The sequence below is a fragment of the Hymenobacter setariae genome (genome assembly GCF_007713685.1).
GTDB classification, from domain to species: domain Bacteria; phylum Bacteroidota; class Bacteroidia; order Cytophagales; family Hymenobacteraceae; genus Hymenobacter; species Hymenobacter setariae.
Genome location: NZ_VMRJ01000005.1, coordinates 226704 through 253589, shown reverse-complemented (window position 1 = coordinate 253589; position 26886 = coordinate 226704). Strand labels below are relative to the sequence as shown.

At 60.4% G+C, this 26886-nt stretch carries 30 protein-coding genes; 18 read left to right on the top strand and 12 right to left on the bottom strand.

Going from position 1 to position 26886, the window contains the following annotated elements; all coding sequences use genetic code 11:
• Position 1 precedes the first annotated feature (1 nt).
• The gene (locus FNT36_RS19700) at positions 2–1210 is read right to left on the bottom strand and encodes a lysylphosphatidylglycerol synthase transmembrane domain-containing protein (protein ID WP_144851271.1); all 1209 of its coding nucleotides are present in this window, start codon (positions 1208–1210) and stop codon (positions 2–4) included.
• Here FNT36_RS19700 and ruvC point away from each other — a divergent pair.
• The 3 genes from ruvC to FNT36_RS19685 all read left to right on the top strand — a co-directional run bounded on the left by ruvC (position 1094) and on the right by FNT36_RS19685 (position 4672).
• Positions 1094–1669 (top strand): crossover junction endodeoxyribonuclease RuvC, encoded by a 576-nt coding sequence (gene ruvC, locus FNT36_RS19695; protein WP_262712182.1) that lies wholly within the window; start codon positions 1094–1096, stop codon positions 1667–1669. The two genes, FNT36_RS19700 and ruvC, sit on opposite strands and share 117 nt — an antisense overlap.
• Positions 1670–1851: 182 nt before the next feature.
• Positions 1852–2214 carry a carboxypeptidase-like regulatory domain-containing protein gene (locus FNT36_RS19690; RefSeq protein ID WP_144851267.1) on the top strand — a complete coding sequence of 121 codons (363 nt, stop codon included), beginning with the start codon at positions 1852–1854 and terminating at the stop codon, positions 2212–2214.
• 184 nt (positions 2215–2398) lie between these two features.
• Positions 2399–4672, top strand: a complete 2274-nt coding sequence (locus FNT36_RS19685) for a PAS domain-containing hybrid sensor histidine kinase/response regulator (RefSeq protein ID WP_144851264.1) — start codon at positions 2399–2401, stop codon at positions 4670–4672.
• 77 nt (positions 4673–4749) lie between these two features.
• Here the strand turns inward: FNT36_RS19685 and FNT36_RS19680 are convergent, their stop codons facing one another.
• The 3 genes from FNT36_RS19680 to FNT36_RS19670 all read right to left on the bottom strand — a co-directional run bounded on the left by FNT36_RS19680 (position 4750) and on the right by FNT36_RS19670 (position 6820).
• A complete protein-coding gene (locus tag FNT36_RS19680; protein WP_144851262.1) occupies positions 4750–5475 on the bottom strand; it encodes a LytR/AlgR family response regulator transcription factor in 726 nt (241 codons plus the stop codon).
• Between the two features lie 175 nt (positions 5476–5650).
• Positions 5651–6466: a PhzF family phenazine biosynthesis protein gene (locus tag FNT36_RS19675; RefSeq protein WP_144851261.1), complete on the bottom strand. Its 816-nt coding sequence runs from the start codon at positions 6464–6466 to the stop codon at positions 5651–5653.
• A gap of 162 nt (positions 6467–6628) precedes the next feature.
• Positions 6629–6820: a cold-shock protein gene (locus FNT36_RS19670; protein WP_144851259.1), complete on the bottom strand. Its 192-nt coding sequence runs from the start codon at positions 6818–6820 to the stop codon at positions 6629–6631.
• Positions 6821–7151: 331 nt separating this feature from the next.
• Between FNT36_RS19670 and FNT36_RS19665 the strand changes: the two genes are divergently transcribed.
• Positions 7152–7709: an NUDIX hydrolase gene (locus FNT36_RS19665; RefSeq protein ID WP_144851257.1), complete on the top strand. Its 558-nt coding sequence runs from the start codon at positions 7152–7154 to the stop codon at positions 7707–7709.
• 95 nt (positions 7710–7804) lie between these two features.
• Complete coding sequence (locus FNT36_RS19660) at positions 7805–8902, top strand: mechanosensitive ion channel family protein (protein WP_144851255.1); 1098 nt, start codon at positions 7805–7807, stop codon at positions 8900–8902.
• Positions 8903–8933: 31 nt separating this feature from the next.
• On the opposite strand, the gene FNT36_RS19655 is transcribed toward FNT36_RS19660, so the two are convergent.
• On the bottom strand, positions 8934–9473 hold the full coding sequence (locus FNT36_RS19655; protein WP_144851253.1) for a hypothetical protein: 540 nt from the start codon (positions 9471–9473) through the stop codon (positions 8934–8936).
• A 66-nt stretch (positions 9474–9539) separates the two neighbouring features.
• On the opposite strand from FNT36_RS19655, the gene FNT36_RS19650 reads away from it, so the two are divergent.
• Positions 9540–9812 (top strand): hypothetical protein, encoded by a 273-nt coding sequence (locus tag FNT36_RS19650; RefSeq protein WP_144851251.1) that lies wholly within the window; start codon positions 9540–9542, stop codon positions 9810–9812.
• A 14-nt stretch (positions 9813–9826) separates the two neighbouring features.
• Here the strand turns inward: FNT36_RS19650 and FNT36_RS19645 are convergent, their stop codons facing one another.
• Complete coding sequence (locus FNT36_RS19645; protein ID WP_144851249.1) at positions 9827–10549, bottom strand: hypothetical protein; 723 nt, start codon at positions 10547–10549, stop codon at positions 9827–9829.
• An 88-nt stretch (positions 10550–10637) separates the two neighbouring features.
• Positions 10638–11765, bottom strand: a complete 1128-nt coding sequence (locus tag FNT36_RS19640) for a spore photoproduct lyase family protein (RefSeq protein ID WP_233636084.1) — start codon at positions 11763–11765, stop codon at positions 10638–10640.
• Between the two features lie 109 nt (positions 11766–11874).
• Here FNT36_RS19640 and FNT36_RS19635 point away from each other — a divergent pair, with 109 nt between their 5' ends.
• From FNT36_RS19635 to FNT36_RS19625, 3 genes are all read left to right on the top strand, one after another.
• Positions 11875–12522 (top strand): CatB-related O-acetyltransferase, encoded by a 648-nt coding sequence (locus FNT36_RS19635; RefSeq protein WP_144851247.1) that lies wholly within the window; start codon positions 11875–11877, stop codon positions 12520–12522.
• A 24-nt stretch (positions 12523–12546) separates the two neighbouring features.
• A complete protein-coding gene (locus FNT36_RS19630; RefSeq protein WP_144851245.1) occupies positions 12547–13080 on the top strand; it encodes a 2'-5' RNA ligase family protein in 534 nt (177 codons plus the stop codon).
• Positions 13081–13252: 172 nt separating this feature from the next.
• The gene (locus FNT36_RS19625) at positions 13253–14767 is read left to right on the top strand and encodes a malate:quinone oxidoreductase (RefSeq protein WP_144851243.1); all 1515 of its coding nucleotides are present in this window, start codon (positions 13253–13255) and stop codon (positions 14765–14767) included.
• An 89-nt stretch (positions 14768–14856) separates the two neighbouring features.
• Here FNT36_RS19625 and FNT36_RS19620 read toward each other — a convergent pair whose 3' ends face one another.
• The 3 genes from FNT36_RS19620 to FNT36_RS19610 form a co-directional block, all read right to left on the bottom strand.
• A complete protein-coding gene (locus FNT36_RS19620; protein WP_144851241.1) occupies positions 14857–15297 on the bottom strand; it encodes a BLUF domain-containing protein in 441 nt (146 codons plus the stop codon).
• Positions 15298–15454: 157 nt separating this feature from the next.
• Positions 15455–16567 carry a glycoside hydrolase family 43 protein gene (locus FNT36_RS19615; RefSeq protein WP_144851240.1) on the bottom strand — a complete coding sequence of 371 codons (1113 nt, stop codon included), beginning with the start codon at positions 16565–16567 and terminating at the stop codon, positions 15455–15457.
• 271 nt (positions 16568–16838) lie between these two features.
• Complete coding sequence (locus tag FNT36_RS19610) at positions 16839–17591, bottom strand: SDR family oxidoreductase (RefSeq protein ID WP_144851238.1); 753 nt, start codon at positions 17589–17591, stop codon at positions 16839–16841.
• Between the two features lie 106 nt (positions 17592–17697).
• On the opposite strand from FNT36_RS19610, the gene FNT36_RS19605 reads away from it, so the two are divergent.
• Positions 17698–18225: a GNAT family N-acetyltransferase gene (locus FNT36_RS19605; RefSeq protein ID WP_233636082.1), complete on the top strand. Its 528-nt coding sequence runs from the start codon at positions 17698–17700 to the stop codon at positions 18223–18225.
• A 14-nt stretch (positions 18226–18239) separates the two neighbouring features.
• Here the strand turns inward: FNT36_RS19605 and FNT36_RS19600 are convergent, their stop codons facing one another.
• Positions 18240–19628, bottom strand: coding sequence for a DUF418 domain-containing protein (locus tag FNT36_RS19600; protein WP_144851234.1), 1389 nt, complete (start codon positions 19626–19628; stop codon positions 18240–18242).
• A gap of 128 nt (positions 19629–19756) precedes the next feature.
• A complete protein-coding gene (locus tag FNT36_RS19595) occupies positions 19757–20377 on the bottom strand; it encodes a thioredoxin family protein (RefSeq protein ID WP_144851232.1) in 621 nt (206 codons plus the stop codon).
• A gap of 91 nt (positions 20378–20468) precedes the next feature.
• Between FNT36_RS19595 and FNT36_RS19590 the strand changes: the two genes are divergently transcribed.
• From FNT36_RS19590 to FNT36_RS19555, 8 genes are all read left to right on the top strand, one after another.
• Positions 20469–20816 (top strand): hypothetical protein, encoded by a 348-nt coding sequence (locus FNT36_RS19590; RefSeq protein WP_144851230.1) that lies wholly within the window; start codon positions 20469–20471, stop codon positions 20814–20816.
• Positions 20817–20956: 140 nt separating this feature from the next.
• Entirely contained in the window at positions 20957–21277 is a 321-nt protein-coding gene (locus tag FNT36_RS19585) for a hypothetical protein (RefSeq protein WP_144851228.1), read from the top strand.
• A 128-nt stretch (positions 21278–21405) separates the two neighbouring features.
• A complete protein-coding gene (locus FNT36_RS19580; protein WP_144851226.1) occupies positions 21406–22347 on the top strand; it encodes an MBL fold metallo-hydrolase in 942 nt (313 codons plus the stop codon).
• Between the two features lie 84 nt (positions 22348–22431).
• Positions 22432–22854 (top strand): hypothetical protein, encoded by a 423-nt coding sequence (locus FNT36_RS19575; RefSeq protein ID WP_144851224.1) that lies wholly within the window; start codon positions 22432–22434, stop codon positions 22852–22854.
• Positions 22855–22985: 131 nt separating this feature from the next.
• Complete coding sequence (locus tag FNT36_RS19570) at positions 22986–23720, top strand: YebC/PmpR family DNA-binding transcriptional regulator (RefSeq protein ID WP_144851222.1); 735 nt, start codon at positions 22986–22988, stop codon at positions 23718–23720.
• 184 nt (positions 23721–23904) lie between these two features.
• Positions 23905–24360, top strand: a complete 456-nt coding sequence (locus FNT36_RS19565; RefSeq protein ID WP_144851220.1) for a DUF1569 domain-containing protein — start codon at positions 23905–23907, stop codon at positions 24358–24360.
• 141 nt (positions 24361–24501) lie between these two features.
• Positions 24502–25464 carry a class A beta-lactamase, subclass A2 gene (bla, locus tag FNT36_RS19560; protein WP_144851218.1) on the top strand — a complete coding sequence of 321 codons (963 nt, stop codon included), beginning with the start codon at positions 24502–24504 and terminating at the stop codon, positions 25462–25464.
• A 30-nt stretch (positions 25465–25494) separates the two neighbouring features.
• On the top strand, positions 25495–26865 hold the full coding sequence (locus tag FNT36_RS19555; protein ID WP_144851216.1) for a M28 family metallopeptidase: 1371 nt from the start codon (positions 25495–25497) through the stop codon (positions 26863–26865).
• Positions 26866–26886 lie beyond the last annotated feature (21 nt).

Sequence of the window (26886 nt, the reverse complement as noted above, 5' to 3'; positions counted from 1 at the left end):
GCTAGCGGCCACGTTGTTCGCGTAGCACACGAAGCCCTGGCAGCCACAACAGCCCTAAGGCGCTGGGCAGTGCAATATTAATAACCCACAGGCTGAGGCTGGCGCTAAGTACTGGCAGCACCGGCTGGCCCAGCAGCGCGAACAGGTGCGTGGCCGACAGCTCGCGCACGCCCACATCGGCCAAGGCATTGAGCGAGGGCACCAGTGACTTAAAAAGGAACGTGCCCGCTACGGCTGCTAGTGCTGGCCCTATAGGCGCCCGCGTACCATAGGCGTGCAGCAGCAGCAAAAACTGCCCGCAAAACACCGCGTAGCGCAGCCCCGAAATGCCCAGCACCGCGTGCAGTGTGCCAGCCGCATAAGTGGGCATAATGGCCAGGTAGCGCCGAAAGCGGCGTAGCGGCTTCACTAGCACCAGCAGGGCCAGCAGCAGCCGCGAGCGGTAAAGCGGCAGCAGGGTCAGCGCTCCTCCTACCGCGAAGGCCAGCACCACACCCACCTGCGCCGCCGGATAGCCCGCCAGGTAAAACCGCAGCAGAAAGTACAACAGCCCTACCCCACCTGCCAGCACCGTGGCCACGAGCTGGGCGTAGCGACCTAGAAACACGGCCCCCACGGCATCGAGGCGGCGCCGGGCATGCAGTTCCAAGATGCGAGCGGCGTAGTCGCCCACCCGGTTGGGGGTGGCAAAACCGAGGGTGAGGCCCACTAATACAGCTCGCAGGCTGCGCCAGTACGAGTGGTTGGGCTCGAGGTGGCGGGCCAGGCGCTGCCACTTCCAAGCCTCCAAGCCCCAGTTGAGCGGCACCAGCGCCAGGGCGGCCAGTACCGGGCCCCGGCCCTCGCCCCGCAAGGTGGCCGCCACCAGCCGGCGCCAGGCCGCGGCCGTGTCGGGCTCGGCAAAAACGGAGTGGTACAGCAGCCCTAGGGTCAGCAGCGTGATGCCGATTTTACCCAGCGTTACCCAGGCTTTGCCGCGGGCAGGTGGCCGAGGCGGGCCGCCGGGAACGTAACTTTGGGAAAGATGCCCGTTTCCCGCACCCTTCCTCCTACTGCTCCCCTCGTCCGGCTGCCCCCGGCCGAGAAGGTCATCATGGGCGTCGACCCCGGCACCCAGATTATGGGCTACGCCGTCATTGAGGTGCGCGGGCAGCACGTGCGGGTGCTGCAGTACGACGTTATCAACATGAAGGCGCTCGGCTCGAACCATGCCGTAAAGCTAAAGCGGATTTTCACCCGCATGCTGGAGCTCATTGATGAGTTTCTGCCCGATGAGTTGGCCATCGAGGCGCCCTTCTATGGTGTCAACGTGCAAAGCATGCTCAAGCTGGGCCGGGCGCAGGGCGTGGCCATTGCAGCGTGCCTATCGCGCGATATTCCTTTTGTGGAGTACGCGCCCACCAAGGTCAAGCAGGCCGTCACGGGCTCGGGCTCGGCCGATAAGGAGCAAGTGGCCCGCATGCTGCGCCAAACGCTGGAGCTGCCGCCCATCGAAGAAGCACCCAAGTTCCTGGATGCTACCGATGCGCTGGCCGTGGCCTTGTGCCACCACTATCAGCAGGGCAACAACGTGAAGGCGGGTGCTAAAAGCTGGGGCAAATTTTTGGAAGACAACCCGGGGCGGGCCCTAGCCGCCACCACGACCAAAAAGGTGGCTCGCCCCAAGTAAGGCAAGGCTACAGCAGCCCTAGGTCTACCGCCAAACACTGACTAAGCAAAAGCGGGTACTCAGCGAGAAAAGGGCCGAATTGACATAATGCGGTGGCGCAGCACAAACGCAGCTTGCTAGCTTTACAATACTAAAACCTACCTGCCTTTTTGCTATTCTTCCGCCGCTTACGCTCTATTATCATGTTCACTTTCGCCCGCCCGCTCGTTGCCCTTCTTAGCATCGTATCCTTGGTAGCAGGCACAGCCCAAGCGGCTGGCCTCCCAGGCACTACCACCCCCAACACCCCGACGGAAAGCACGCAGCTTACTATGCTCACGGGCACCATCCTAGGGGCCGATGGCCTACCCCAGCCCGGCGTGTGCGTGTTCCCGATTGCCAACCGTCGTCTCATCGCAGTCACCGATGCTCGTGGCACGTTTCAGCTGCAAGTACCTACTGCCACCACTCAGCATCTGCAAGCCGAATACGTGGGTCTAGGCAGCACGCGCTTTGACATCGACGGCCAGCACCCAGCGCCAGTGCGCATTGTGCTAGGCCGCTAACCGCACGCTACTAGCTACTACAAAGTTCTACCCTGCTCTTTCTACTACTCGGCGCAGCCTCCTCAACGAATTGCAAAAGGCTTGCGCCAAGTACTACCTTCTACTACTTTAGTACACTTGTGCGACCTCTATTACACCTTATAAACGCTATTAATTATCCACTGTCCTTTTCTACAAGCCTACTATGTTTATTACTGCTTCAACCGAAGCAACTATGGCTGCTGAGCTAGCCGACCTGCGCCGCCAGGTGGCCGACTTAAAGCCTTTAGTTAATCTACCCGAGCACAACCCCAACCCTATATTGCGCTACGATGCGGTGGGCCGGCAGCTTTATGCCAACCCCGCAGCCCTCAAGCTACGCCACGGCCTCAGCCGGGCCGAGCAAGTGCGTGTGCGCCAGGCCCTACGAGCCGCCGCCAAGGCTGGTGCAGACGGGCAGTTGGTAGCCCAACTGCAAGTGGGCAGCCGCTACTTCCAGCTGAGCGTAGTTACTACAATACCGCCTGCCGGCAGCGTCACGCTTTACCTAGCCGAAACTACGGGCCGCGTCCTGGCCGAAGAGCAACTACTCGAGCAGCAGGCATTCATCAATGACATTCTAGCCACGATGCCCAACCTGGTGCACGTGCGCGATGCAGAAGGCACCCTCGTATTTGAGAACCGGGCAGCTACCGAGCTGCGTGCCAAATCTGGCCACCTGTATCCTTCTGCCGACCACCCGCCGACCCCCACGCAAGCCCAGCAGCTGGCCAGCTACCGCGCTACCAATGCGCAGGTGCTGGCCACTGGCGAGCCGCTCGAAGTAGAAAGCCATATGACTTTAAACTCGGGGCAGGAGCTGTACTTCCATACCGTGAAGCGCCTGCTCGTACGCGCCGATGGCACCCAGCAGGTACTTGGGGTGAGCACCGACATCACCGACCGCCGCCAGGCCGAGTGCCAGCTTACCCGGGCCAAGCAGGCCGCCGAAGCCGCTGTGCTAGCCCGCGAAAACTTCCTGGCCAACATGAGCCACGAAATGCGCACACCCCTCAATGGGGTGCTGGGTATGGCGGCCCAGCTGGCCCGCACGGCCCTCACAGCCCGCCAGCAAGAGTTTTTGCGCACTATCCGGCACTCGGGGCAGCACCTACTGGGGGTTATCAACGACGTGCTCGACATGGCCAAAATCACGTCAGGCAAGCTAGAGCTCGAAGAAGTAGCCTTCAATATCTGTGATTCGATGCATGAGGCCTTGCAGCCGCTCATTGCGCAGGCGCAGGAAAAAGGTATTCGGTTTTCGGGTACGCGGCTGCAAACTACCTGCGCGCACCCCTGGGTGCTGGGTGATGCCCTACGCCTAAATCAGATTTTGCTTAACCTGGTGGCCAATGCTATCAAGTTTACCGATTCCGGGGGCAGCATTGTTGTGGTAGGCGAGCAGCTAGCTGAAACCGATGACACGCTTACGGTGCGCTTTAGCGTGGAAGACTCGGGTATCGGCATTGCGCCCGATAAGCAAGAACTTATTTTTGAAGGCTTTACGCAGGCTTACGCTGACACGACGCGGCGCTTTGGAGGCACGGGCCTGGGCCTGAGCATCTCGCGGGCACTGGTAGCACAGCTAGGGGGTGCGCTCACGCTGTGCAGCACGCCAGGCGAGGGTAGCACTTTTGCCTTTGTGCTCACGCTGCCTAAGGCGCCAGCCGCCTTGGCTGAGCCCATTGCCGATGCCTACGATACAGGCGCGCTACGGGGCCGCCGGGTGCTGGTGATTGAAGACAACGAGATAAATCGCACCGTAGCCCGCCTGCTGCTAGAAGGCTGGGGAGTAGAAGTAGAAGAAGCCGAAGATGGCCTAATAGGAGTGGCCCGCGTGCGCGACGAGGCACCCTACGACTTGATACTCATGGACATTCAGATGCCCGGCCTCAACGGGCTCGACGCCACGGCTGCCATTCGGGCCCTCCCCGACCCCGTGCGGGCCAATTGTCCCATTGTAGCGCTCACGGCCAATGCTTTCCGGGCCGACTGCGACCGCTACCTATCTGCTGGCATGGTCGAATGCTTGGCTAAGCCCTTCGACGAGGAAGACGTGTACCACACGCTGGTGCGCGTGCTGCCGCCCCCTACCCCTGCCTATGACCTCACCAAGCTGCGCACCTTGGCGCGGGGCCGCGAGGCGTTTGTCGTCAAAATTATCCGTTCCTTTTTGCAGAACATGCCCGGCAGCCTCACCCAGCTAGCCACTGCTACTGCCGCCGCCCAGTGGCAGGAAGCTGCCAAAATTGTGCACCACATCAAGCCTAGCCTCGAATCGCTCGGCATCCGCGAGGTAGAAGCGGCCGTGCTGCTGTTAGAGCAGGCGCAGCCCGCAGCCTATGCCCTGCTTCCTGCCGCTGTCATGCAGCTTACGGCGCAGGTGCAGCGTGCCCTCGACACCCTACCTAGGGAGTTGGGGGTGATGAGTGTAGACTAAAGAGTAATGGGGTACTAGGTAAGGAGCATGCTAGCAATAGTATCGTGCTCCTTACCTAGTACCCCATTATTCTTTGCTTACAAGCTCTGCAAATTGCGCAAAAATTCTTCTTGGTACGACTTGCCAACCGGCACTTCGTAGGGGCCGAGCTTTAGCATATAATCTTCTACTGCCTCGATGCGCTGCATATTCACGATGTAGGAGCGGTGCACACGCAAAAAATTATCGAATGGCAAGCGCTCGGCTAGGTTCTTGAGCGTGAGGTACACAATGTGTTTGTGCGAGGCAGTTACCAGCACCGAATAAGTTGAAAGCGCTTCGATGTAGAGCACTTCGTTAAAATCTACCTTGATGGTGCGAGTACCCACTTTCACAAACAAGTCGGCGGCAGCAAGCGGTTTAGGGGCTTTGGGGGGCGCAGGCGCGGGGCGGGCAGCCAGCACTCTAGCTATCGCTTGGCTAAAGCGACCAAACTCAACAGGCTTAACCAGATAGTCAGTTACTTGCAGCTCAAACGCGGCTACCGCGAAGCTGCGGTGCGTGGTTACTAGCACTACAGCGGGCGCGGGCGCAGGCAGCATTTTGGCCAGTTCCAGGCCCGTGAGGTTGGGCATCTCTACGTCGAGTAGCAGCAGGTCGCACTTACCTCCTTGCCGAAAGTAGTGGAGAGCTTCAACCCCGCCCGGCAACGAGGCCACCAGCGTAAGCTCGGGCGTCAAGTCTACCAGGTGCTCCAGGGTGAGACGATTAATTTCGTTGTCATCAACGATGACACAGGTAAGAGTGGTAGTAGTAGCAGGCATAATATAGACGGAAAGGAAGGGCGAAAATCTCAGCCGGCAACTACGGAGCTCGCTGACAATCAGATTTTACTTTAGTAAATTAAAATTAATACCTACATTGGCTTGGTTGATACCCTAGGGCGACCAACGCCCAGCCCAGCCCGCCCAACGCCTATCCAGACGCCCCGAACCAACCCTACACGGCTATCTCGCCGCGCAGGTACGTCACGGCGTAGCCTCCTATATCAACGCGGTCGCCGCGCAGGCGGCACCATAGCTCGCCGCCGCGCGCCGACTCTTGGCGGGCGAATAGCTCGGTTTTATTCAACTTCTCGGCCCAAAACGGAATGAGCGTGCTATGGGCCGAGCCTGTAACCGGGTCTTCGGGCACGCCTACTTCGGGGGCAAAAAAGCGCGACACAAAATCGACGCCACCCGTGCCGGGCGCGGTAGCCACGAGACCAATGTAGCCTAGGTCGATGAGGGCAGCAAAGTCGGGCCGCAAGGCCAGCACCTCGTCGGCGTGGGCAAACTCGACCACTAGGTCGCGGGAGGCTAGCACAGCCAGCGGCGTGGCCGCGCCGGGGCCCAGCGACTTCATTAGCACCTCGGGGTGCTGCTCCATGGCCAGCAGTTGCGGCGGGCGGCTCGGAAAATCGAGCACCAAGCGGCCATCTTCCTCGCGGCGCACGCGCAGCAAGCCGCTTTGGCTCATGAAGGTGATGTCGGACTTGTGATAACCGCGCTCGTTCCAGAGCACGTGGGCGGTGGCCAGCGTGGCATGCCCGCACAGGTCAATTTCGAAGGTTGGCGTGAACCAGCGCAAATGAAAATCGGCTTCTTCGCCCGCGGGCAGCGGAATAAAGAAAGCCGTTTCGGCGAGGTTGTTTTCGGCAGCAATCTGCTGCATGGTTTGGGCCGGCAACCACTCGGCGAGCGGGCACACAGCCGCTGGGTTACCAGCAAACGGGCGGCGCGCAAAGGCATCGACCTGGTAGATAGGAATAGTCATGGCAAACGAAAGGAGCTTAACGATAGGCTGGCTAGGCAGGCACCTAGACCGCAAAGAAACGACGCGCCACGCGCCGCGCCGCCCCTATGGGGTACGGCACAAAAAAGCCCCGCGGGCGAACCAGCAGGGCTTTTCTTGTGTGCTGAAACAGCGGTGCGCTCGTTAGATGAGCGATACTTTCACGGCGTTCGGGCCTTTTTTACCCTGGGCTACTTCAAATTGCACCTTGTCATTCTCGCGGATTTCGCTGATGAGGTCGGTTACGTGTACGAAGACATCTTCGCCACTCTGGTCTACTTTGATGAAGCCGAAGCCTTTGGTTTCGTTGAAGAATTTTACGGTTCCTGTTTGCATGATGCTAAGGATAAAAAGTGATAGAGCAAGCAGCAGCGAACCTACAAAAACAGCTTAGCGAACTAAGATGGTTGTACTTACACAAGTCGATTGGTCTTTGGTCAAAGATAGGCCTTATTTAATGAACGGCCGGCGCAGTGGCTACTGGCAGATAGGACGCCGAGCAGTTACCTCCTAAAAATCAGCCTTGCGAGCTACACAAAGGCCATTTGGTGGCCCTAGGTGCCGGAAGCTTCTCTTAGGTCTTCAGCCACGCGCTAGGGTTAGAATGAGAACCGCCACCGATAAGTCGACTCCTATCTTGCAGCTTTCTGCTGCTTGACACTTGCTTATGGCGACTAAAATAGAACCCTGGAAAACCCTGAAATCGGAGTTGGTATTTGACCATGCGTGGTACAAGCTGCGGCGCGACCACGTGGAGCTGCCTAGCGGCCAGGTGCTCGACGACTATTTTGTGAGCGTGCGGCCGCACGTGGTGCTCACCTTCCCGCTAACCGCTGACGACCAAGTGGTTTTTGTGCGCCAGTACAAGCATGCGGCAGGCCAAATACTGCTAGAGCTGCCCGGCGGCGTAGTCGATGCCGGCGAAACCTCGACCCTAGGTGCCGCCCAGCGCGAGCTGCGCGAAGAAACGGGCTATGACACCGACACGCCGCTGGAGCCGCTGCTTGAGGTCATCGACAACCCGACGAAGGATACCAATAGCATCTCGTTTTTTCTGGCCCGCGGGGTGCGGCTCGTGGCCGAGCAGGACCTCGACGAAACCGAAAATATTGAGGTGGTGCTGGTGCCGCTGGCCGAAGTAGCCGACCGCATTATGCAGGGCGAAATCCGAGTATCGGGCTCGGTAGCGCTGTGCTTGCTGGCATTGCGCCACCTAGGGCGCTAGCGCGCCTCAGCGGGACATTTACTAACCTTTCGGGGCCGCGCCGGGTACACTGACCTTCGCTAAGGTCGTCTTTACCGGCGCGGAGCATTGGTAGTATGAAAGAACAATTTGCTGAATTGCTGGCGCAATTTCCCGATGGATTTGTGGTGCTAGGCGTGTTGCTGGGCGGCCTAGCCCTGGGGCTGCTTGTAAAATGGCTGCTCTTCGCCGGGCTGCGGGCCTACGACCGCCGCGAGGACTCAGCGGCGGCCCGGTCAGTGATACTACACCTACGCCGGACCAGCACCTTTTTCTTTCCGATACTGGCTTGGTCGGTGCTGCTGCCGCTACTGCCGCTGCCACCCAAGCCGTTTGAGGTGCTGCGCCGGGTGGTAGAGTTCATGTTGATTCTCTCCTTCGCCTGGGGACTCATCAAAACGCTGGATGTGGTGCAAGACCTCATTCAGCGTTTCTACCAGCTCGAAAGCGGCGACAACCTGCGGGCACGTAAACTCTTCACGCAGCTGCAATTTGTGAAGCGCGTGGCCGTGGGGCTTATCGGCTTCGTGGCGGTGGGACTGGTGCTGATGAGCTTTGCCACGGTGCGCCGCCTAGGTACGGGTTTGCTTACATCGGCCGGTATTGCCAGCGTTATCGTGGGCTTCGCGGCGCAGCGCTCCATCAGCAACCTGCTGGCCGGCTTTCAACTGGCTTTCACACAGCCTATCCGGCTCGACGACGTGCTAGTGGTGGAGGGCGAATGGGGCCGGGTTGAGGAAATCACGTTTACTTACGTGGTACTCAAAATATGGGACGAGCGCCGCTTGGTACTACCTCTCAACTACTTCATCGAGAAGCCCTTCCAAAACTGGACGCGCAGCAGCGCCCAGCTCTTGGGCACGGCGTTTCTTTACGTCGATTATACGGTGCCTGTAGATGCCCTCCGCACCGAGCTGAGCCGCTTGTTAGCAGACAACCCGCTGTGGGACCAGCGCGTGTGCGCACTCCAGGTCACCGACTCGAAGGAGCGCACTATAGAGCTTCGCTGCCTGATGAGCGCCGCCAATGCCAGCGCACTCTTCGACCTGCGCTGTTATGTGCGCGAGCACATGATGGCTTTTTTACAGGCCAACTACCCCGAAAGCCTACCGCGCACCCGGGCACTGCTGCAAGATGAGGGCACGGGCAAGAACATGGTAGTAGGAATCAAATAAGGTATGTTTCAGCCTTTAGCTTGAGAAACACCTAATCTTCAATGGGGTGCCCTAACTGAATAAGTAATTCTCGAAGCGCATCGTACACTGCAGTAGACGCCTTTATTCCTCTAGTATCGGCTTCCATATATAGGCACTCGAAGCAAATATTTAGCACTCGCAGTAGTTGGCCCTGCTCATTATAGAAAACGAGTGCGTCGCGGTAAACCGGTATACAGCCAGCAGCATAATCTATTTCGCTGGGTGCGGCCTCGATTACTGAGGTCATTCGCTTGACCTCTAGCGATTTATTTTCAATCAGTGCTATTCGGTTCGCAGTATTGTCGATGACCTGTTCTTGATTTACCAGCCGTTTTTTATAGGGACTTATTTGTGCCTGTCGCTCCAACTCAGCCAATTGCCGCTTTAGCTTGAATTGCTGCGTAAGATTGGCCGACAAAATGGACTGTTCTAACGCCTCATTTACGCTATCGATGGCCTCTTGCAAGGCCGTTAGATTGGTGCTTCGATTGAAGGAGTAAGTCGCGATGTAGCTAAACTCTTGGGCATTCCAAAACTCGGCGATGGTCATATAGCTTATTGCTTAACGCGCGGCTGATGGAGTGCGTAAACTACTACCAACTTATTATCCCTAGGTATGCTAACCAATTATAAACCCGTGGCCTGCGACTTCTACGATGTGCTCGAAGCCGCCGCTACTCGCAAGCAGCAAGTGTATTTGCAGTATTTCAACGACTTGCACGAGCTGTGCCAGGGCCCGACTACCCTACGCACCTTCGTAACCCGCGACCATGTCGAATATGCCGTGCTAGCGTCGGGCGAGGAAGTGCGGCTCGACCGCATCTTGCGCCTCGATGACACGCCGGCCCCGGCCTACGCCAATGCGCCGGACTACCGCTGCGGCTGCTAGGTAGCCGCCAGCAGCTATTTTACCGAGAGGTTGTGCACGGCCAGGGGCTGGCTGAGCAGCCACGCCTTTAGTAAGGCATCATCGGCCGAGAGCTTGCCAACTACGCGGTATTTGGAGGCGAGCGCGGGGCTAGAGTCGGCGGCTTCGCGCACTACGCGCGGCTTAGGCTGTATCCAAGAGGCGTGCACCATTTGTACGGCGCCACCCTCGCTCACGCGCAAAAACGCCACGTGAAAATCGAGCCCTACCAAGTAGAGGCCCGGCCCTAGGGCGCGCACCTGCTGCACGAAATTGGCTTGGCTTATTTTGCGGTAGCGGCTGATGTTCTTCTCCGCCACTAGGTTTTTGATGAGCCGCTCGGAGCCCTGCCGCGCCAGCAGCGAACGCTGCAGCCGCAGACCGGTATCAAAAAGGGCCGTCGTGACGAAGTAGCCGCAGGCAACACTACCCTGCCTAGGTGCCCAGCTTTGGCCGTAGAAGCTCCAAGGTGTGCTTTCCCAGGCCGGGAACACGGTCTTGTCTAAGGCATTGAGCCATAGCTTGCGGGCTTCGACCAGGCAGGCCGCTTGGGCAGCTGGGGTAGTAGCCCTGGAATAGCGCGTGGCCAGCGCAGTGCGGCGCTGTGTAAGCTGTTGCAGCGTGGCCTTGTAGGCCGGCGCCGAGTATGGAGCCGGCCGCTGCGCTTCGCAACTGCCACTGAACGCCAGCAGCACAACTAGATAGAGCAGGCTTTTCATAGCAATGGGACGCTGATAACGGCGGCGCAATGCTTGCGCCACGCTGCAAAGTACACTTTTTTGGCAATTGGTTGCAATCAACCCTACCCTAGGTCCAGTACTGGATGGGAGCGTGCGGAAAGCGCCGCTGCCACTCGGCGTAGAACCACGCTTTCAGCTCCTTCATGGTGGGCATGTCGTAAACGTACTTGAGGCCACCGAACTTATTGCGCTTCACGGCGCGAGTTTCCTCATTGAGGTCGAGCGTGGTATTGGGGTACCAGCCGAGCAGCACTTCCTTGGAGCCGGGCGTGAAGCGGTGCGTCACAAACTCTACGGTGAGGTCGCAATCGAAGTCGAAGGCTGCCTGCACGCGGTCGAGCAGCTCGCCGTAGTGCTGCTGCCAGTCGGGCAAAGGCATGATGGGCGCCATGAGTATGCCCACGGGGTAGCCTCCCCCACCCTGCGCCACCGGCAGCGCCAGCCGGCGCAAGGCCTGGATACGGGCCTCAATGCTGGCCGTACCCCCCTCTAGTTGGCGGGCCAGCGGCTCGGCATTAAGCGAAGCGCGGGCGCGGGTGTGGCCATTGTGTGGCAAGCCGAGCAGGCTGTCCACATGGTCGTACTTGCTCACGAAGCGCAACCGACTACCCTCGCGGCCGGCGAAGTAGCGCACAGCCTCCCCTAGGGCGCCGGTGAGGTGCTCGATGCCTAGCACGTCGGTATAGCAGCTGGCCTCGAAGCTGACGGGGCGGTCGGCTCGCTCGTATACTTGGGTGTTAGCCAGCAGCTTGGGTAGGTTGGCAAAGGCGCGCACCACGGGCGGGCCGCTGAGGCTACCGGCCAGGTAGCAGTACTGGCAGTGAGCGGGGCAGCCCTCGGCCAAGTTGAGCTGGAAGTCGGCCGACGGAGGCGTGGGCTGGAGACGCAGCGCCCCGGCGGGTGCGTTCACGACGGCCAGCGTAGTCTTGGCGGTGCGGTAGGTAGCGCGCTCGTCGTCGCCGCGCAGGCCGGTGAGGCGGTTGCTTTTTAGTAGTTCAATGTCGAGGTCGAGCGCGGTGGCGCGGGCCAGTATTTGCTGGCCATACTCCTCCTGCAAGGCATCGGGGGTGAAGAGCACGCGCTTGGGCAGCCACAGCTTAGCGCCGTGCGTGCGGGGCGCCGTGCCTAGGTCGAGCGGCGGCAAGGCAGCGGGGGCGGGAGCATTGAGAACGGGCAAAAAGAGGTCGGTCTGCATAGCTTAGTAAACGCCTGCCGCGCCCAAATAGGTCGTTTTCGGCTAGTTTTGGCCCTAATTATTAGCCTTGACTAGCAAGCATTTACTGCGCATAACACTTCTTTTTTCGATGTCCAACTCCCTCACCCCTACCGGTCCCGCACCCGAGCTACTGCACCCCATTGGCGGCCACGAAAGGCTGGTTTTTTTGAAGAATATTATCACCAATCCGCTCATCGAAGTGGGCGACTACACCTACTACGACGACTTTGAGGACGTGCGCAATTTTGAGCGCAACGTGCTCTATCACTTTCCGTTTGTGGGCGACCGCCTGCGAATCGGGCGGTTCTGCCAGATTGCCTCGGGGGTGAAATTTGTAATGAACGGCGGCAACCACCGCACCGACTTATTCACGACCTACCCGTTCCCGGTGTTTGGGCAGGGCTGGGAAACAGCCTTCGACCCGAGCACCTTTCCGAGCAAGGGCGACTTGGTAGTGGAAAATAACGTGTGGCTGGGCCACGACGCGCTGCTGATGCCCGGCGTGCGCGTGGGCAACGGCGCCATTGTGGCCACGCGGGCTGTGGTGACGCGCGACGTGCCGCCCTACGCCATCGTAGCCGGCAACCCCGCCACCATCGTGCGCATGCGCTTCGACGAGAATACAGTAGCTCGCCTGCAAGCCGTGGCCTGGTGGCACTGGGACGCCGCCAAAATCACGCGCAACCAGCAAGCCATCTGCAGCCTCGACCTAGGGGCGCTGGAGCGAGCGGAATAAGTCGCGCTTACGTATGCCTAGGCTATGACTTCAGCCCCGCTCATTCTTACGCTCACGCTCGATGAGGCCAGCCAGGCCTTCTTCAACGAGCAGCGCCGCCTGTATTTCCCCCCTAAAATCAATTATCTCAGCGCCCACCTCACGCTTTTCCACGCCTTGCCCGGCGACGAACAAGCGACTATTGTGGCTGACCTAGAGGCCGTGGCAGCCGCGCAGCCCGCGCCGCTTCCACTACAAGCCACGGGCGTAAAATTTATGGGCCGCGGGGTGATGTACACCCTCGATAATCCGACTTTATCGGCCCTGCACAAGCGCTTGCAGCGGCAATGGCAGGCCTGGCTGACACCCCAAGACCAGCAGGGCCTGCGCCCCCACATCACGGTGCAAAACAAGGTAGCCCCCGCCGTGGCACGCCGCCTGCACGAGGAGCTAGCAGCTGACTTTCAGCCATTCGAGGCCCTAGGTACGGGCCTGGCGCTGTGGGCCTACCGCGGCGGACCGTGGGAGCTATTACAGCAGTTTAGCTTTGGTTCCCCCGATAGCCAAGCCCAACAGTAAACCATTGGCACCAAGCACACTATCGAGGCTATTTAACTGTCGTGCTTCCGCATTCGTTTGCAGAAGTATTGGCAAAGGCGGGCACTGAGTTCATCAATTTTAGGTTAATGGCTTTTGTACCTTTCGGCCGCTTTTGCGTAGGGAAGACTTCGCCCTACTGGTTAATTTACCCGTGAATCTTACTTCTCCTATCACTACTTCTAAGCCTCTCGACACCGATGTGGTGCTCATTGGGGCGGGCATTATGAGCGCTACCCTCGGCGTATTGCTCAAAGAATTAGACCCTAAGCTAACCATTGCCATCTACGAGCGCCTCGATGCGGTAGCCGCCGAAAGCTCGGATGCCTGGAACAACGCCGGCACCGGCCACTCGGCTTTTTGCGAGCTCAACTACACGCCGCAATTGCCCGACGGGTCGGTCGAAATTTCGAAGGCCGACAAGATTGCCGAGCAATTTGAGCTAAGCAAGCAGTTCTGGGCCAGCCTAGTGCAGGAAGGCAGCCTGCCTGAGCCCGAAAATTTTATTCGCACCATTCCGCACATGAGCTTTGTGTGGGGCGAGGCCAACGTGGAGTACCTGCGCAAGCGCCACGTGGCGCTCACGGCATCGCCGCTGTTTAAGGGCATGGAGTTTTCGACCGACCCGGCCCTGATTGAGGAGTGGATACCGCTGGTGATGGACGGGCGCGACCCCAACCAGCCGGTGGCCGCCACGCGCATGGACATTGGCACCGACGTCAACTTTGGTGCGCTTACCCGCAGCCTGTTTGACCACCTGCGCAAGCAGCCGGGCGTCACGTTCGAGCTAGGGCAAGAGATTAAGGACTTGAGCCGCAAAGAAGGCGGCTCGTGGCAGGTTAAAATCAAGGATTTAGCCTCGGGTAATAGCCGCAAGGTGCGCACGCGCTTTGTGTTTATCGGGGCCGGCGGGGGCACGCTGCATTTGCTCGAAAAATCGGACATTCCGGAGGCCAATGGCTTCGGCGGCTTCCCGGTGAGCGGGCAATGGCTCAAGTGCCTCAACCCCGAGGTGATAGCCCACCACGAGGCCAAGGTATACGGCAAGGCTGCCGTGGGCTCGCCGCCCATGTCGGTGCCCCACCTCGATACGCGCCAGATAAACGGCCGCAAAGAGCTGCTATTCGGCCCCTACGCAGGCTTTAGCACCAAATTTTTGAAGCAGGGCTCGTACTCCGACTTGTTCCGCTCTATCGAGCTCGGCAATATTCGGCCGCTGCTCTACGCTGGGGCGCGCAATATTCCGCTTACCAAGTACCTCATTGGGCAAGTGCTTCAGACGCCCGAGCAGCGCATTGCGGCTCTGCGCGAATATTACCCCGGCGCCAAGCCCCAAGACTGGCAGCTCGAAGTAGCCGGCCAGCGCGTGCAGGTTATTAAGAAAGATAAGAAAAAAGGTGGCGTGCTAGAGTTTGGCACCGAAGTAGTTACCTCGGCCGATGGCTCTATCGCGGCGCTCCTAGGTGCCTCGCCAGGCGCCAGCACTGCCGTGAGCATCATGCTCGACTTGGTGCAGCGCTGCTTCCCCGAGCAGGCCGCCAGCGAGGCGTGGCAGACGGTGTTTCACCGGCTGGTGCCCTCCTTTGGGCAGCCGCTGGCCGAGAGCCGCAGCCTGTGCGCTTCCATTCGGGCGCACTCGGCTAAGGTGCTCAAGCTTGACGAAGCTTAATTCATAAGCCGTTTTGCAGCCCCACAAAAAAGCCGGGGGCGACAGTAGCTGCTGTCGCCCCCGGCTTTTTTGTGGAGTTTACTAATTACTTAGCCAGCAGCTGGGTACTGCTCGCGGGCCACAAACTCGTGCAGCAACGCTAGTAGCTCGGGCCACTGCTCGGCCTGGGCGGGCAGCAGTTGGTTGGGCCGGGCTAAGGTTACGTAGCCGGCCAGGCGGTCGAGGTCGGGCGCCCCTAGGTGCACAAATCCCATGCTCCACTCGGTAAAGGCGCGAGTAGGCACTAGGCCATCGGCCACCGTGTATACGTTGTAGTGGCGGCGGTCGCGCAAGATGCGCGCATAGGTTTGGTGCACGTGCTCGGCGGGGCCCTCCAGCACCTGCATTATTCCCTCGTCGCCGTAGAGCAGCAGGCCGCTAATGGTGGCCGCGTGGTTGTTGGCGCGCCAGGTGGGCAGTAACTGCTGCAACTGCATTGTGGTAAGGGTAGCAGTGGGTGAGCTTTGATAGATTAGTTGCTGGACCTGCATTGGGTAACTGATAGTGTAAGAGAGGATAGCGGGATAGCAAATCTAGTGCATTGCCGCAGTGGTCGCATGCTCAGCGGCACACCAAAAAGCCGGCGGCCTTGCCCTTCAGCTAGAAGGCCAGACCGCCGGCTTAATGACTTTCTAGAAGTCAGGGGACCTAGGGCGTAATAGTCACGATGCTGCCGTCGGGGTTGCGCTTGAGCTCGGTCACTTTCACGTTGCGCAGCCAGGTCTTGTTGCTGAGCTCGGTGTCGTGGTAGAAGATGTACCACTTGCCCTTAAACTCGACGATGGAGTGGTGGGTGGTCCAGCCCTGCACGGGCTTCATAATAACGCCTTTGTAGGTGAAGGGGCCGGCCGGCGAGGTGCCCACAGCGTAGGCGAGCAGGTGGGTATCGCCGGTCGAGTACGAGAAATAATACTTACCCTGGTACTTGTGCATCCAGGCGCCTTCGAAAAAGCGATGCGTGTTGTCCTTAGCCTTGAGCGGCTTACCTAAGGAATCGAGAATAACGACCTCTTTTACCGGGCCGGCAAACTGCTTCATGTCGGGCGTGAGCTGGGCCACGCGGGCCCCAATGGCGGGCTCATCGCCGTCAGGCTTTTTCTCGGCCGCGTTGGCGTTGTATTTGCCCGTAGCCCAGCGCTGTAGCTGGCCGCCCCATAGGCCGCCAAAGTACATGTAGGCCTTGCCATCGGTGTCGGTAAACACGGCTGGGTCGATGCTGAAGCTGCCTTCAATAGGCTTAGGCTCAGCCTTGAACGGCCCGGTGGGCGACGAGCTGGTAGCCACCCCAATGCGGAACACGTCCTGCTTGTCCTTCACCGGGAAGTACAGGTAGTAAGTGCCGCTTTTGAAAGCCGCGTCGGGGGCCCACAGCTGGCGGCCGGCCCACGGAATGTCTTTGGTATCGAGGGCTACGCCGTGGTCGGTGACTTTGCCACCGATGCTGTCCATCGATAGGATATGGTAGTCGCGCATGGCGAAGTGGTCGCCCTTGTCGTTTTCTGGCATCCCCGTCTCGATGTCGTGCGAGGGGTAGATGTAGATTTTGCCGTTGAAGACGTGCGCCGAGGGGTCGGCGGTGTAGATGTCGCTCACCAGCGGCTTGCTGAGGAACTTGGGCTTGCCGCCGGTCGAGTCGGCTTTGGCCTCGGGAGTGGTGGCAGCGGCGTCGGTTTGCTGGGTGGACTGGCTCTGGCAAGCCGCCAAGAGCAGGGGCGCCGCCAGCACGAGCGCGGGCCGGCAGAGAGAGAAATGGTGGAGCATTTGGGGGGAAATAACTATTGGGCTTGCAAACTACACGCTAGTTTTTTAGCCCTATCTATCGGTTTCGTTATGATAGCCTCGCCCGGTTTAAATCCCACGCATCTTATTCGTTTAGCCCACTTGTTGCCCTAGGTGGCCACCTAGGGCTGGCACTTTAGCAGCGCCGAATGCCAACCTAACAGCCACCGGCCTGTAGCCCAAAACGGCTGCCCTCGCGGCGCTAGGCACGTAAGGACAGCCGTTTAGTGCAGCCGCGCAGCATAGCCGGCGGTCAATCGCGCCGAGCATTCATTTGCTTAAACCGCGCATCGATGTCAGCGCGCGAACCTAGGCGAATGCTCTCGGAGGTGCCGTAGCCAACCTCCTCTTCGCCAGCGGCCAAGCGCGCCACGATGCTGTCGGCAAACTCATCGACGGGTACGGCCCAGGTGTGCAGGCCCGGCCCACCGAGGTCGGTGTTAACGCCGGGCGGCACTATTTCGAGCACCTGCACGCCGGTGTCGGCCAGCTGTTGGCGCAAGGACATAGTAAAGGAGTGCACCGCCGCCTTAGTAGCGCTATAGATGGGTGCCGCCGCCATCGGCGCAAACGCCAGGCCCGACGATACATTGATAATAGTGGCATTGGCCTGCTGGCGCAGGTGCGGCAGCAGCAAAGCGCTCAAGTGAATAGGCGCCTCGAAGTTGATGGCTATTTCCTGGCGCTGTGTTTCCCAGGCAGCCAGGTCGGGGCCTAGGTCAGCCACTTGAAAGCGATTTTGGATGCCGGCATTGTTAATGAGCACATTAAGAGCCGGGAAGTCAGCCACCACGCGCCGGGTAAGCGCGGCCCGCTCGATGGGCTCGGCGAGGTCGGTTTCGTAGATGTGCAGGCCGGGCACCTGCTGCTGGGCTTCGCGCAGCTTGTCGGCGCGGCGGCCACAAATGATGACTTCGCTGCCCGCCTGCCGCAGGCGCTGGGCCAGGGCCAAGCCGATGCCGGAGGCGCCGCCGGTAAGCAGCACAGTGTTATTGCTGAGATTCATAAAGTTGCTAGGTAGGGTAAGCCGGCCCGCACCGCCGAAAGAGGTTACAACGCGAGCCTGCCGCCTGGGTTGGCGCCCCGGGCCCCTAGGTCCGTATTTTTGTGGTGTGCAACCAGCCCCCACCATCCTGCCCGCCACGCTAGCCGATGCGCCAGCCCTCACGGCGCTCATCAACCAAGCATACCGGGGGCCGGCCTCGCCACAGGCTTGGACTACCGAAACGCATTTGCTCGAAGGACCTCGCATCAGCGAAATCCACGTGCGAGACATGGTAACGATGATGGGCATTGACCAGGCCGCACTGCTCAAGTGTGTGCAGGCCGACCAGCTGCTAGGATGCGTGTACCTAGAGCCGAAAGCCCCCCGGCTTTACCTAGGTACGCTGGCCGTGGCTCCTGCGGCCCAGGCGCAGGGCGTGGGCCGGCAGCTGCTAGCCGCCGCTGAGGCTTATGCCCGCCAGCAGGGCTGCACTACCATCAAAATAACTGTGCTGTCGGCCCGGCCCGAGCTGCTGGCTTGGTACGAGCGCCACGGCTATGTGCGCACCGGCCAGCACGAGCCTTTCCCCGAGACCACGGCTTTTGGCCGACCTAGGAAGCCGCTCACGCTACTAGAGCTAGTGAAAGCACTATAAAAGGCCACTCGGCCCTAGGCGGCTACCAGGCCCGGCACGGGCCCGGCCTCGGTGTTCGTGCGCCGCATGGGCTGCACCTGCCAGTAGGTGAGGCTACGCCACAACCACTCCAGCGGGCCGAAGAGAAAATATTTCAGCCAAAGTGGACTGACTACCAGCTGCACCACCCAAATGGCCAGCACTACAAAATACAACTGGTAGTACTGTAGCTCTGCGTAATAATTCAGGCCGTAGCCAAAAAAGATGAGGGTGCAGAACACCGTGTGCATGATGTAGTTGGTGAAGGCCATCTGGCCTACCGCGGCCAGCCGGCGCATGAGCCCCTGCCCCACGCCGGCCCGATATAAGAACAGCAGCACGCTGGCGTGGGCCAGCACCAGCGCAATGCGCTGTGCCGGGTAGATAAGGCCGCTCCACACTACCGTATGCGATTCAAGAAACGCTACTTGGGCGGCTACCCCTACCCCCCGCTGGTAACTCAGGTAAAAACTCCACAGCACCAGTGGCAAACCTAGGCCATAGCCCCAGGCAGCTGTGCGCAGGTACTGCGACTGCGACCACTGCCCCGTGAAGAAGCCCCACTTGAACAGGGCGATGCCGAGCAGCATCAGCGCCAAGACGTCGGGGATGGTAAAAACCAAGTACTTCGATTCTCCTAGCCAGCTCTCGTGTCGCACGCGCTGCGCTACTTCATGGTAGCCCGATTTCATTTGGCGGGTGTGGGCCGCTATTTCGGCTTGGTTGGGCAGAAATTCCTTTTCCATGTCCTGCCAGTTGGCAATGGCTTGCTGCTGCGCCGCCGAGAGCGGTTGCCGCTGGTGCTGCACTTCCTGCGCGGCCTTGTAGGCAAACCGAGTGGCCCGGATGTGCTGAAAAAACAGGGTGTCGCTCACGAATCCGATAATTGCCACGAGCGGTACGCCCAGCGCTAGGTACCGCGCCGGCAGCTTGCGAAACAGAAACGCGAGCATCCCGCCGATGCCGTAGAAGTACAGAATATCGCCCATCCAGAGCAGTAGGTGGGCCTGCAAAAGCCCAAACAGCACCAGCCAGCCCATGCGTCGGTAGAACAAGCCCGCCACCGGCCGCCCAGCCTGCTCCTTACGCAGCGTAAACAGCACAACTCCCGCCCCAAAGAGCATCGAAAACAAAGCCCGCATCTTCCCTTCAAAGAAAATGGTAATCACGGCATAGGTCCAGAAATTGGCGCTATGCGGGTCGTGGCGAAATCCGTCGAACGCCCGCTCGGCCAGCGCAAAGCCCGGAATGTTCATCAGCAAAATACCGAGCAGGGCTACCCCGCGCAGCATATCGAGGTTTTGGAGGCGGTCGGCCTGAGCCACGGGACCACTCGTGGATGCCGTAGCAAGTGGCAGCAGTGTAGCGTAAGTAGAGGTTGTCATAGCGGGTGAGAAAGTAAATGATTTCAAATATACTTTATTACTTGAATATTTAAGCCCGTAAAAAAGCCGCCGAGCCGCTTGTGTGGCTCGGCGGCTTCGGTGGTTGCCAGGCGAGAAAATAAAGCGCGCTAGCGCAGGCCCTGCACCAGCGCCAGCATTTCGGTCTGGGTGGTTTGGGTGCGGTCGTGGGCGTACCAGGTGTGCAGTTCCCGAATGAAATCGTCGTGGGGCATGCCTTCGGCCTTGAGGCGCTGCACCAGCTCGCGGGCTGGCACCGGGCGCGGGCCCCAGTGCGTGATTTCGGCTAGCGTGTTGGCATCTAGCACCACCAGCTTGGGAATGGCGCGGCTGGTGCCCGTCAGGTACTGGTCCATGAGGGTGGGGTGCTCGTCGCGCAGCACGTAGCGCGTAGTAAGATGGCCTTGGCTGGCTTGGGCCACGGCCTCTAGCACGGGCACTATCTGGGCCGCATCGCCGCACCAGCCTTCGGTAATAATGAGCCAGATATACTGCCCCTGCAGGCCCGCGGCAGCGGCGGCTAGGGCGGCCTGCACCTTCACGGTTTTGTCGAGGCGGTGCATGCGCTGCACATTGAGAGCGGTATACTCGACGAGCTCGGGAGTTTGCTGGGGGCCGGTGGTTTTGCCTTCGGCCAGCAGGTCATCGATAAGCTGGCGATACGCTGTGTAGATATAGGCCGCCGCGAAGTGCTCGGTACTTAGCACGGGGGTAGCAGGGTGGGTTGACATGCTAGGGTAATTGATTTTGGGTGTATAACAAACAAGTACGGCAGTTGGCTACCCGCCGCCGAACGGCGGCCGCTGCTGGTAGCTTTGCGGCATGACAACCAAACTTTTTTCGCTGCTCGCCCTAGGTGCCGGCGTGCTAGCCAGCTGCCAGCCCACGCCCAACACGACCACCAGCACCACGCCCCCGGCCGACGCAACGCCCACTGCTGCCGCTACCTCGGCGCCCGACGAAGCCAGTGCCCGCACGGCCGTGGCACGCTACATTCAGACGCTCCCCAATGCCACCTTATATGTGCCCGACTCGGCCCGCGTGAACGACAACGAGGCCACCTGGCAGGTGCTGGTGCCCCGCACCGACTGGGCCAATCGCATGCCCAACCGCGCCCGCTTCGAGGTTGATAAGCAAACCGGCCAGGTGAGCAGCCAACCCGTGAAGTAACCTCGGCCGCCTAGGGTATGGAGCAGTAGAAAAAGTGACCTAGGGCCGCGCTTACGGCCCCAACCCTTTTGCTAAGGGCCGTATACCTCCCGGCTGGCCGCTCGGCGCGGCTGGCTTTCCACTCTTTTACTTCGCTGAATATGAGCACGAACAAAGGCGCTAAACCCGCTTGGTACGGCCTCGCCGCCGTAGCCATAGGCACTGGTATATTTTTCTTGGCTACCAACAAAGGCCGGCTTTTTAAAAAGGGCACTGCCAGCCTCAAAAAACTCCTAGGTGGCGCGGAAACCCCGTCCGCCGAGGCCGAACCCGTGCAAACGCCGGGCGGTAGCAGCACTGCTGGCCGCACCCCTACCCCCGACAACGGCCACGTGCGCGACGTGAACGCCAGCACTCCGCCGCCACCCGACTCGGGCAGCAACTTCACGCCGCAGGGCGACGTGCACGAACCTAAGAAGTAGGAACAGAAAGGGAGTGAGAAGGCCACGCAAGGAGTAGCCGCGCCAGGGCAACGCATACCCTAGCACGACGCTACACCGTATGCTTACCTCCTCACTCCCTTCCTTATTCACCTCCTTTCCTTCTTCCTATGGACCAGCTAGCCGCGGGCGTGCATCAGCTCCGCATCAAGCGCTTTGTGAACGTGTACTTTGTCGAGGCCGGCAACGACAACGAATGGGTACTCATTGATACGGGCCTGCCAGGCTCCGAAAAAGAGATTCAGGCGGCGGCCACCGAGCTATTTGGCCCCGGCGCCAAGCCGCAGGCCATCCTGCTCACCCACGGCCACCTCGACCACCTAGGCTCAGCCAAGGAGCTAGCGGCGGCCTGGCAGGTGCCCGTTATCGTGCACCCTCTAGAGCTACCTTACGTGACTGGCAAGGCCAAATACCCGCCCCGCGACCCCACCGTGGGCGGCACGCTGGCTTTTATGAGCCGGTTTTTCCCGACCGACCTGCCCGACCTCACCGACGTGGTAGAGCCCTTGAACCTCGATGATGAAACGGTGCCTTTCTTGGCCAACTGGCGCTGGGTGCACGTGCCGGGCCACGCGCCGGGCCAAGTAGCTTTCTTCCGGGAGGCCGACCACACGCTTATCGGCGCCGATGCCTTTGCCACCACCAACCACGAGTCGGTACCTAATGTGCTGCTAGGCATTCCGAAAATCAGCGTGGCCGGGGCGCCCTTCAACTACGACTGGCAGCAGTGCCGCGAGTCGGTGCAGAAGCTGGCGGCCCTAGAGCCGCGCCACATTGGCTGCGGCCACGGCCCCGTGCTGAGCGGCCTGCAAGCCATGCTCGACTTGCAGCACTTGGCCAATGAATATCCGCTGCCCGCCCAAGGACGCTACCTGCACGAGCCCGCCCGCGTCGATGCCAGCGGCGTCGAGCACCTGCCCCCGCCCGCCAACGATAAGCTGCCCAAGCAGGCGGCCGCCGTGGGCATCGGCCTGCTGCTGGCCGGCGCTGGCTGGCTGCTGGTAGGTGGCCGCCGCAAAAAGCGCCGGGCCAAAACCTACGCTGCCCGCTAGCCTGCGGCCAGCTTTTTGCCCTAGGTCCGCCGCTGGCCCATCTTTGTGATGTGGACAGCGGCGGACTTCTTTTTGCAGAATTGTATGACTAGTCGATTGCTGGTGCTGGCCCTGCTGGTGCCCCCGGGGCCCAAGCTGCCCGTTGCCTTTTACACCACCTATAGCTACACGGCCTATACCGTGTACGACCACACCACCAGCGAGCCGCCTACCGAAGTGCAGGGCGTGGGCGGCACCCTAGCCCTACGCGCCGATGGCACCTACGACAAGCGCCTAAGCCTGCTGGTGGGCAGCAGCGGCCCGCGCTACTTCACGCAGCACGGCCGCTTCACCACCAAGGGCGATAGCATCTACTTTAAATTCAGCGACCTGAAAGGGCCCGATGTGCAGCGCGGCACCTTCCGCTACGAACCCAGCACGCGGCGCCTCACCATCAGCATTGCCGGCTACCCGGTGGGCAATAAGGGCGTGTATGAGCTGGTGGCGGCCCCTAGGGCCACCCGCTAGCCCTTGGGGGCACCGGGTGGCTTGGTTGCCTGCCCCCAAGCGGCAGTCGTAACTTGCACCCGCATCCGGGTTGCCCCTCCCACCCCGCCGCCCGAGGTGCTCATTGCTAACTGTATAACTGATAACTGAAAATGGGACGCGCATTTGAATTTCGGAAAGGCCGCAAAATGAAGCGGTGGGACCGGATGTCGAAAGACTTTACCCGCATCGGCAAAGAAATCGTGATGGCCGTGAAAGAAGGCGGCCCCAGCCCCGACTCTAACGCCCGCCTGCGCACGGCCATGCAAAACGCCAAGGGCGTGAACATGCCCAAGGACCGCGTAGAAGCTGCCATTAAGCGCGCCACCGGCAAGGATGAAAAAGACTACCAAGAGGTGGTGTACGAAGGCTATGGCCCCCACGGCGTAGCCATCGTGGTCGAAACCGCCACCGACAACCCCACCCGCACCGTGAGCAACGTGCGCCTGTACTTCAACCGCAACAACGGCGCCCTAGGTACCGCCGGTAGCTCCGACTACACCTTCACCCGTAAGGGCGTGTTTAAGCTGGCCGCCGAAGGGCTGGACCGCGACGAGCTAGAGCTAGAACTCATCGACTCCGGCGCCGAGGATGTGTACGAAACCACCGAAGAGGACGAGCACGGCGCCGAGCATCAGTACATTGTGGTCGAAACCGCCTTCACCGACTTTGGCCAGATGCAGCAGGCCCTAGGTGCCAAAGGCGTAAACGTGCTGAGCGCTACCCTCCAGCGCGTACCCAATACCACGGTTTCGCTGAATGATGAGCAAGCCGAGGAAGTTGAAAAGCTTATTGACAAGCTAGAGGAAGACGAAGACGTACAGGCCGTGTACCACACGATGGGCTAGTGCAGCGCGGACTTCGTAGTCCGCAAGTTCTCACCAGGTCATCTGCGGACTGCAAGTCCGCCTACAATCTCAAACGCCGCTAGTTTTTTGACTAGCGGCGTTGTTTTTTTGATGTAATTAGCTGAGGATATTTGCTATATATGCGCAAGAATAGCTCACCGCTTCGCGCAAAAACCCTTTGCCTATGGCCGCCAACTTCTTAGACCCTAGCGAAAATAAAGCGCTTATTAGCCGCCTCTTCCTGCTGATGCCCGACGCCCGGCCCCGCTGGGGCACCATGACGGCGGGCCAGATGCTGGTGCACTGCGCCGACCAGCTGCGCGTGAGCCGCGGCGAGAAGCGCGTGACCTCGCTGTGGGTACCGGGCTTTCTGAAGCCACTGCTAAAGAAGCGGTTCGTTACGCAGCTCAAGGAGTTTAAACCTGGCATGAAGACCCTGCGTGAGCTGGACGCCCGGCGTGGCATGACGCCGCCCGTAAGCTTTGCCACCGACCATGCCACGCTCCTTCGCTTGTTGGCGCCGTCGGGCTATAGTCCCAGCGGCGTCAACCACCCGCTGTTTGGGCAGCTGTCGGCGCAGGAGTTTGGGGAAATCACTTGGAAACATCTCGACCATCACCTGCGGCAGTTTGGCGTTTGACCAAGCACACCTAGGGTCGCCTTTTTCTCTTGCCAACAGGCACTTGCTACAGCCACGCAACTTGGCCAGCCTAGCTGGTGCCTTTTTCCAACGCCGCTGAGCTTCGCTGCTAGCGGCGTTTGTCGTTTCTTGCGATTGCGTATGAAATTTCTGTTCTTTTCTGCTGGCCTGTTAGCCTTCGCCAACCCAATCCAGCCTGCCAAGCTGGTGGGGCCATGCGCGACCGCACGGCAGGCGCAGGTAGAGGCTAGGCCAACCAGCCAGCTAGCGCGTAGCGCGGCGCTGCAAGCCGAGGTAGCGCGCGCCGTGGCCGGGTTTGCGGGCACCGTGGGCGTGGCAGTGCAGGAAGTAGAAACCGGCGCCAGCGCACAGGTGAACGGGCAGGCGCACCTGCCCATGCAAAGCGTATATAAGTTTCCGCTGGCACTAGCGGTGCTGCACCAAGTGGAGCTGGGCCGCTTGCAGCTCGACCAAGAGCTATTGCTGCGGCCCGCCGACCTGCTGCCTAATACCTGGAGCCCACTGCGCGAGCGATACCCAGCCGGCAACGTGCGCGTGCCGCTGCGCGAAGTACTGCGCTACACCGTGTCGGAGAGCGATAACAACGGCTGTGATATTCTTTTTCGGCTGCTTGGCGGCCCAGCGGCAGTGCAGGCCTACGTGCGCAGCCTAGGCGTGGCCGATGTGCACATTGCCGCCACAGAAGAGGAGATGCATCGGCGCGAGGATGTGCAGTACACCAATTGGGCCACCCCAGCCGCCATGTGCCAGCTGTTCGCAAATTTCAGCCGAGGCCGTTACTTGGCTCCGGCCAGCCGCGCCGTACTGTGGCAGATGCTTGCTACCAGTCCTTCCGGCCTCAAGCGGCTACGCGCTGGCGTGCCGGCCGGCACCGAGGTGGCACATAAAACTGGCACCTCAGGTACCAACGCCGCCGGCCTGACCGCGGCCACCAACGACGCGGGCCTGCTCACACTGCCCAACGGGCAGCACGTGGCTGTGGTGGTATTCGTCACCAACGCTACTGCCCCCGAAGAGGCGAGCGAAAGCCTCATTGCAGCTGTAAGCCGCGTAGTGTGGCGTCATTTCACCGCCAAATCTTGAAGAGTCATTTATCAATACCATTGTTTACCTATGCTTCGCACCAAACTTTTACCCTTGCTCGTGCTCGGCACGCCCGGTTTTGCACTGGCCCAGTCCTCGGCACCACAGCCAGCCGCCGACCCTACTATTCAGCGCTTAGTAAACGAGGTTTCGGCTAAGAACCTAGAGGCCGACGTGCGCAAGATGGTGAGCTTCGGCACCCGCCACACCCTGAGCGACACGCAAGACAAGAAGCGCGGCATCGGAGCGGCGCGCCTGTGGGTGTTCAACGAGTTTAAGAAATACAGCAAGGCCGGCGGCGGGCGCATGACTGTCGAGATGGACACCTTCCTGATGAAGCCCGACGGCAAGCGCGTCGATAAACTCACGCCCATGGCCAACGTGCTAGCGACCATCCCCGGCACCGACCCCACCGACAAGCGCGTGTATATCATGAGCGGCCACCTCGATTCGCGCGTGACCGACGTGATGAACCGCACCGCCGATGCGCCCGGTGCCAACGACGACGCCAGCGGCGTAGCCGCCGTAATGGAGGTAGCCCGCGTGCTGGCCGGCCAAAAGTTTCCGTGCACCATCAAGCTCGTGGCCGTGCAGGGTGAAGAGCAGGGCCTCCTAGGGGCCGCCCACCTGGCCCAGCGTGCCAAGCGCGAGGGCTGGAACGTGGTAGGTGTGCTCAACAACGACATTGTGGGCAACTCGAAAGGCTACGACCCCGAAATCACTGATACGCTGCACCTGCGCGTATTCAGCGAGGGTGTGCCGGCCAATGAGACGCCCGAGCAAGCGCGCATCCGCCGCCAGCTCAGCTCCGAGAATGACGCACCTAGCCGCCAGCTCGCCCGCTACGCACAAACCGCTGCCCAGCGCTACGTAAGCGCCAATGGCTACGCGGTGCTACTCGAGTATCGCCCCGACCGCTTCTTGCGCGGCGGCGACCACACGCCCTTCAACCAGCAGGGTTACGCGGCCGTGCGCTTCACCGAAACCAACGAGAACTTCAACCACCAGCACCAGGACCTGCGCACCGAAAATGGCATCGTGTACGGCGACCTACCTGAGTTTGTGGATTACCGCTACCTGCGCCGCACCGCCCAGGTCAACCTCGCCACGCTGGCCAGCCTGGCCCTAGCCCCTGCCGCCCCGCAAAAGGTGGAAGTGCTCACCGCCAAGCTCACCAACCGCACCGAGCTGCGCTGGCAGGCCCCGCAGGGCGGCCCCGCCCCCGCCGGCTACGTGGTGCTAGTGCGCGAAACCAGCGCCCCGCAGTGGCAGCAGCGTTTCCCCGTATCGGGCACCACCGCCGACCTAGGGATTAGCAAGGACAACTACATTTTCGGCGTAGTGAGCGTGGATGCCCAAGGGCACGAGAGCACGCCCGTGCTGCCGGTAGTGGGGCGATAAGAAACTACCTCCTTCATAAAC

Coding starts and splice junctions, on each gene's coding strand:
- FNT36_RS19565 (WP_144851220.1), top strand. CDS start 23,905: ATGGCCGCCAACTTCTTAGACCCTAGCGAAAATAAAGCGCTTATTAGC.
- FNT36_RS19615 (WP_144851240.1), bottom strand. CDS start 16,567: ATGCTCCACCATTTCTCTCTCTGCCGGCCCGCGCTCGTGCTGGCGGCG.
- FNT36_RS19645 (WP_144851249.1), bottom strand. CDS start 10,549: ATGAAAAGCCTGCTCTATCTAGTTGTGCTGCTGGCGTTCAGTGGCAGT.
- FNT36_RS19650 (WP_144851251.1), top strand. CDS start 9,540: ATGCTAACCAATTATAAACCCGTGGCCTGCGACTTCTACGATGTGCTC.
- FNT36_RS19635 (WP_144851247.1), top strand. CDS start 11,875: ATGTCCAACTCCCTCACCCCTACCGGTCCCGCACCCGAGCTACTGCAC.
- ruvC (WP_262712182.1), top strand. CDS start 1,094: ATGGGCGTCGACCCCGGCACCCAGATTATGGGCTACGCCGTCATTGAG.
- FNT36_RS19660 (WP_144851255.1), top strand. CDS start 7,805: ATGAAAGAACAATTTGCTGAATTGCTGGCGCAATTTCCCGATGGATTT.
- FNT36_RS19610 (WP_144851238.1), bottom strand. CDS start 17,591: ATGAATCTCAGCAATAACACTGTGCTGCTTACCGGCGGCGCCTCCGGC.
- FNT36_RS19675 (WP_144851261.1), bottom strand. CDS start 6,466: ATGACTATTCCTATCTACCAGGTCGATGCCTTTGCGCGCCGCCCGTTT.
- FNT36_RS19575 (WP_144851224.1), top strand. CDS start 22,432: ATGACTAGTCGATTGCTGGTGCTGGCCCTGCTGGTGCCCCCGGGGCCC.
- FNT36_RS19640 (WP_233636084.1), bottom strand. CDS start 11,765: ATGCAGACCGACCTCTTTTTGCCCGTTCTCAATGCTCCCGCCCCCGCT.
- FNT36_RS19700 (WP_144851271.1), bottom strand. CDS start 1,210: ATGGTTCGAGCCGAGCGCCTTCATGTTGATAACGTCGTACTGCAGCAC.
- FNT36_RS19570 (WP_144851222.1), top strand. CDS start 22,986: ATGGGACGCGCATTTGAATTTCGGAAAGGCCGCAAAATGAAGCGGTGG.
- FNT36_RS19600 (WP_144851234.1), bottom strand. CDS start 19,628: ATGACAACCTCTACTTACGCTACACTGCTGCCACTTGCTACGGCATCC.
- FNT36_RS19630 (WP_144851245.1), top strand. CDS start 12,547: ATGACTTCAGCCCCGCTCATTCTTACGCTCACGCTCGATGAGGCCAGC.
- FNT36_RS19655 (WP_144851253.1), bottom strand. CDS start 9,473: ATGACCATCGCCGAGTTTTGGAATGCCCAAGAGTTTAGCTACATCGCG.
- FNT36_RS19690 (WP_144851267.1), top strand. CDS start 1,852: ATGTTCACTTTCGCCCGCCCGCTCGTTGCCCTTCTTAGCATCGTATCC.
- FNT36_RS19590 (WP_144851230.1), top strand. CDS start 20,469: ATGACAACCAAACTTTTTTCGCTGCTCGCCCTAGGTGCCGGCGTGCTA.
- FNT36_RS19620 (WP_144851241.1), bottom strand. CDS start 15,297: ATGCAGGTCCAGCAACTAATCTATCAAAGCTCACCCACTGCTACCCTT.
- FNT36_RS19595 (WP_144851232.1), bottom strand. CDS start 20,377: ATGTCAACCCACCCTGCTACCCCCGTGCTAAGTACCGAGCACTTCGCG.
- bla (WP_144851218.1), top strand. CDS start 24,502: ATGAAATTTCTGTTCTTTTCTGCTGGCCTGTTAGCCTTCGCCAACCCA.
- FNT36_RS19670 (WP_144851259.1), bottom strand. CDS start 6,820: ATGCAAACAGGAACCGTAAAATTCTTCAACGAAACCAAAGGCTTCGGC.
- FNT36_RS19685 (WP_144851264.1), top strand. CDS start 2,399: ATGTTTATTACTGCTTCAACCGAAGCAACTATGGCTGCTGAGCTAGCC.
- FNT36_RS19585 (WP_144851228.1), top strand. CDS start 20,957: ATGAGCACGAACAAAGGCGCTAAACCCGCTTGGTACGGCCTCGCCGCC.
- FNT36_RS19665 (WP_144851257.1), top strand. CDS start 7,152: ATGGCGACTAAAATAGAACCCTGGAAAACCCTGAAATCGGAGTTGGTA.
- FNT36_RS19580 (WP_144851226.1), top strand. CDS start 21,406: ATGGACCAGCTAGCCGCGGGCGTGCATCAGCTCCGCATCAAGCGCTTT.
- FNT36_RS19680 (WP_144851262.1), bottom strand. CDS start 5,475: ATGCCTGCTACTACTACCACTCTTACCTGTGTCATCGTTGATGACAAC.
- FNT36_RS19555 (WP_144851216.1), top strand. CDS start 25,495: ATGCTTCGCACCAAACTTTTACCCTTGCTCGTGCTCGGCACGCCCGGT.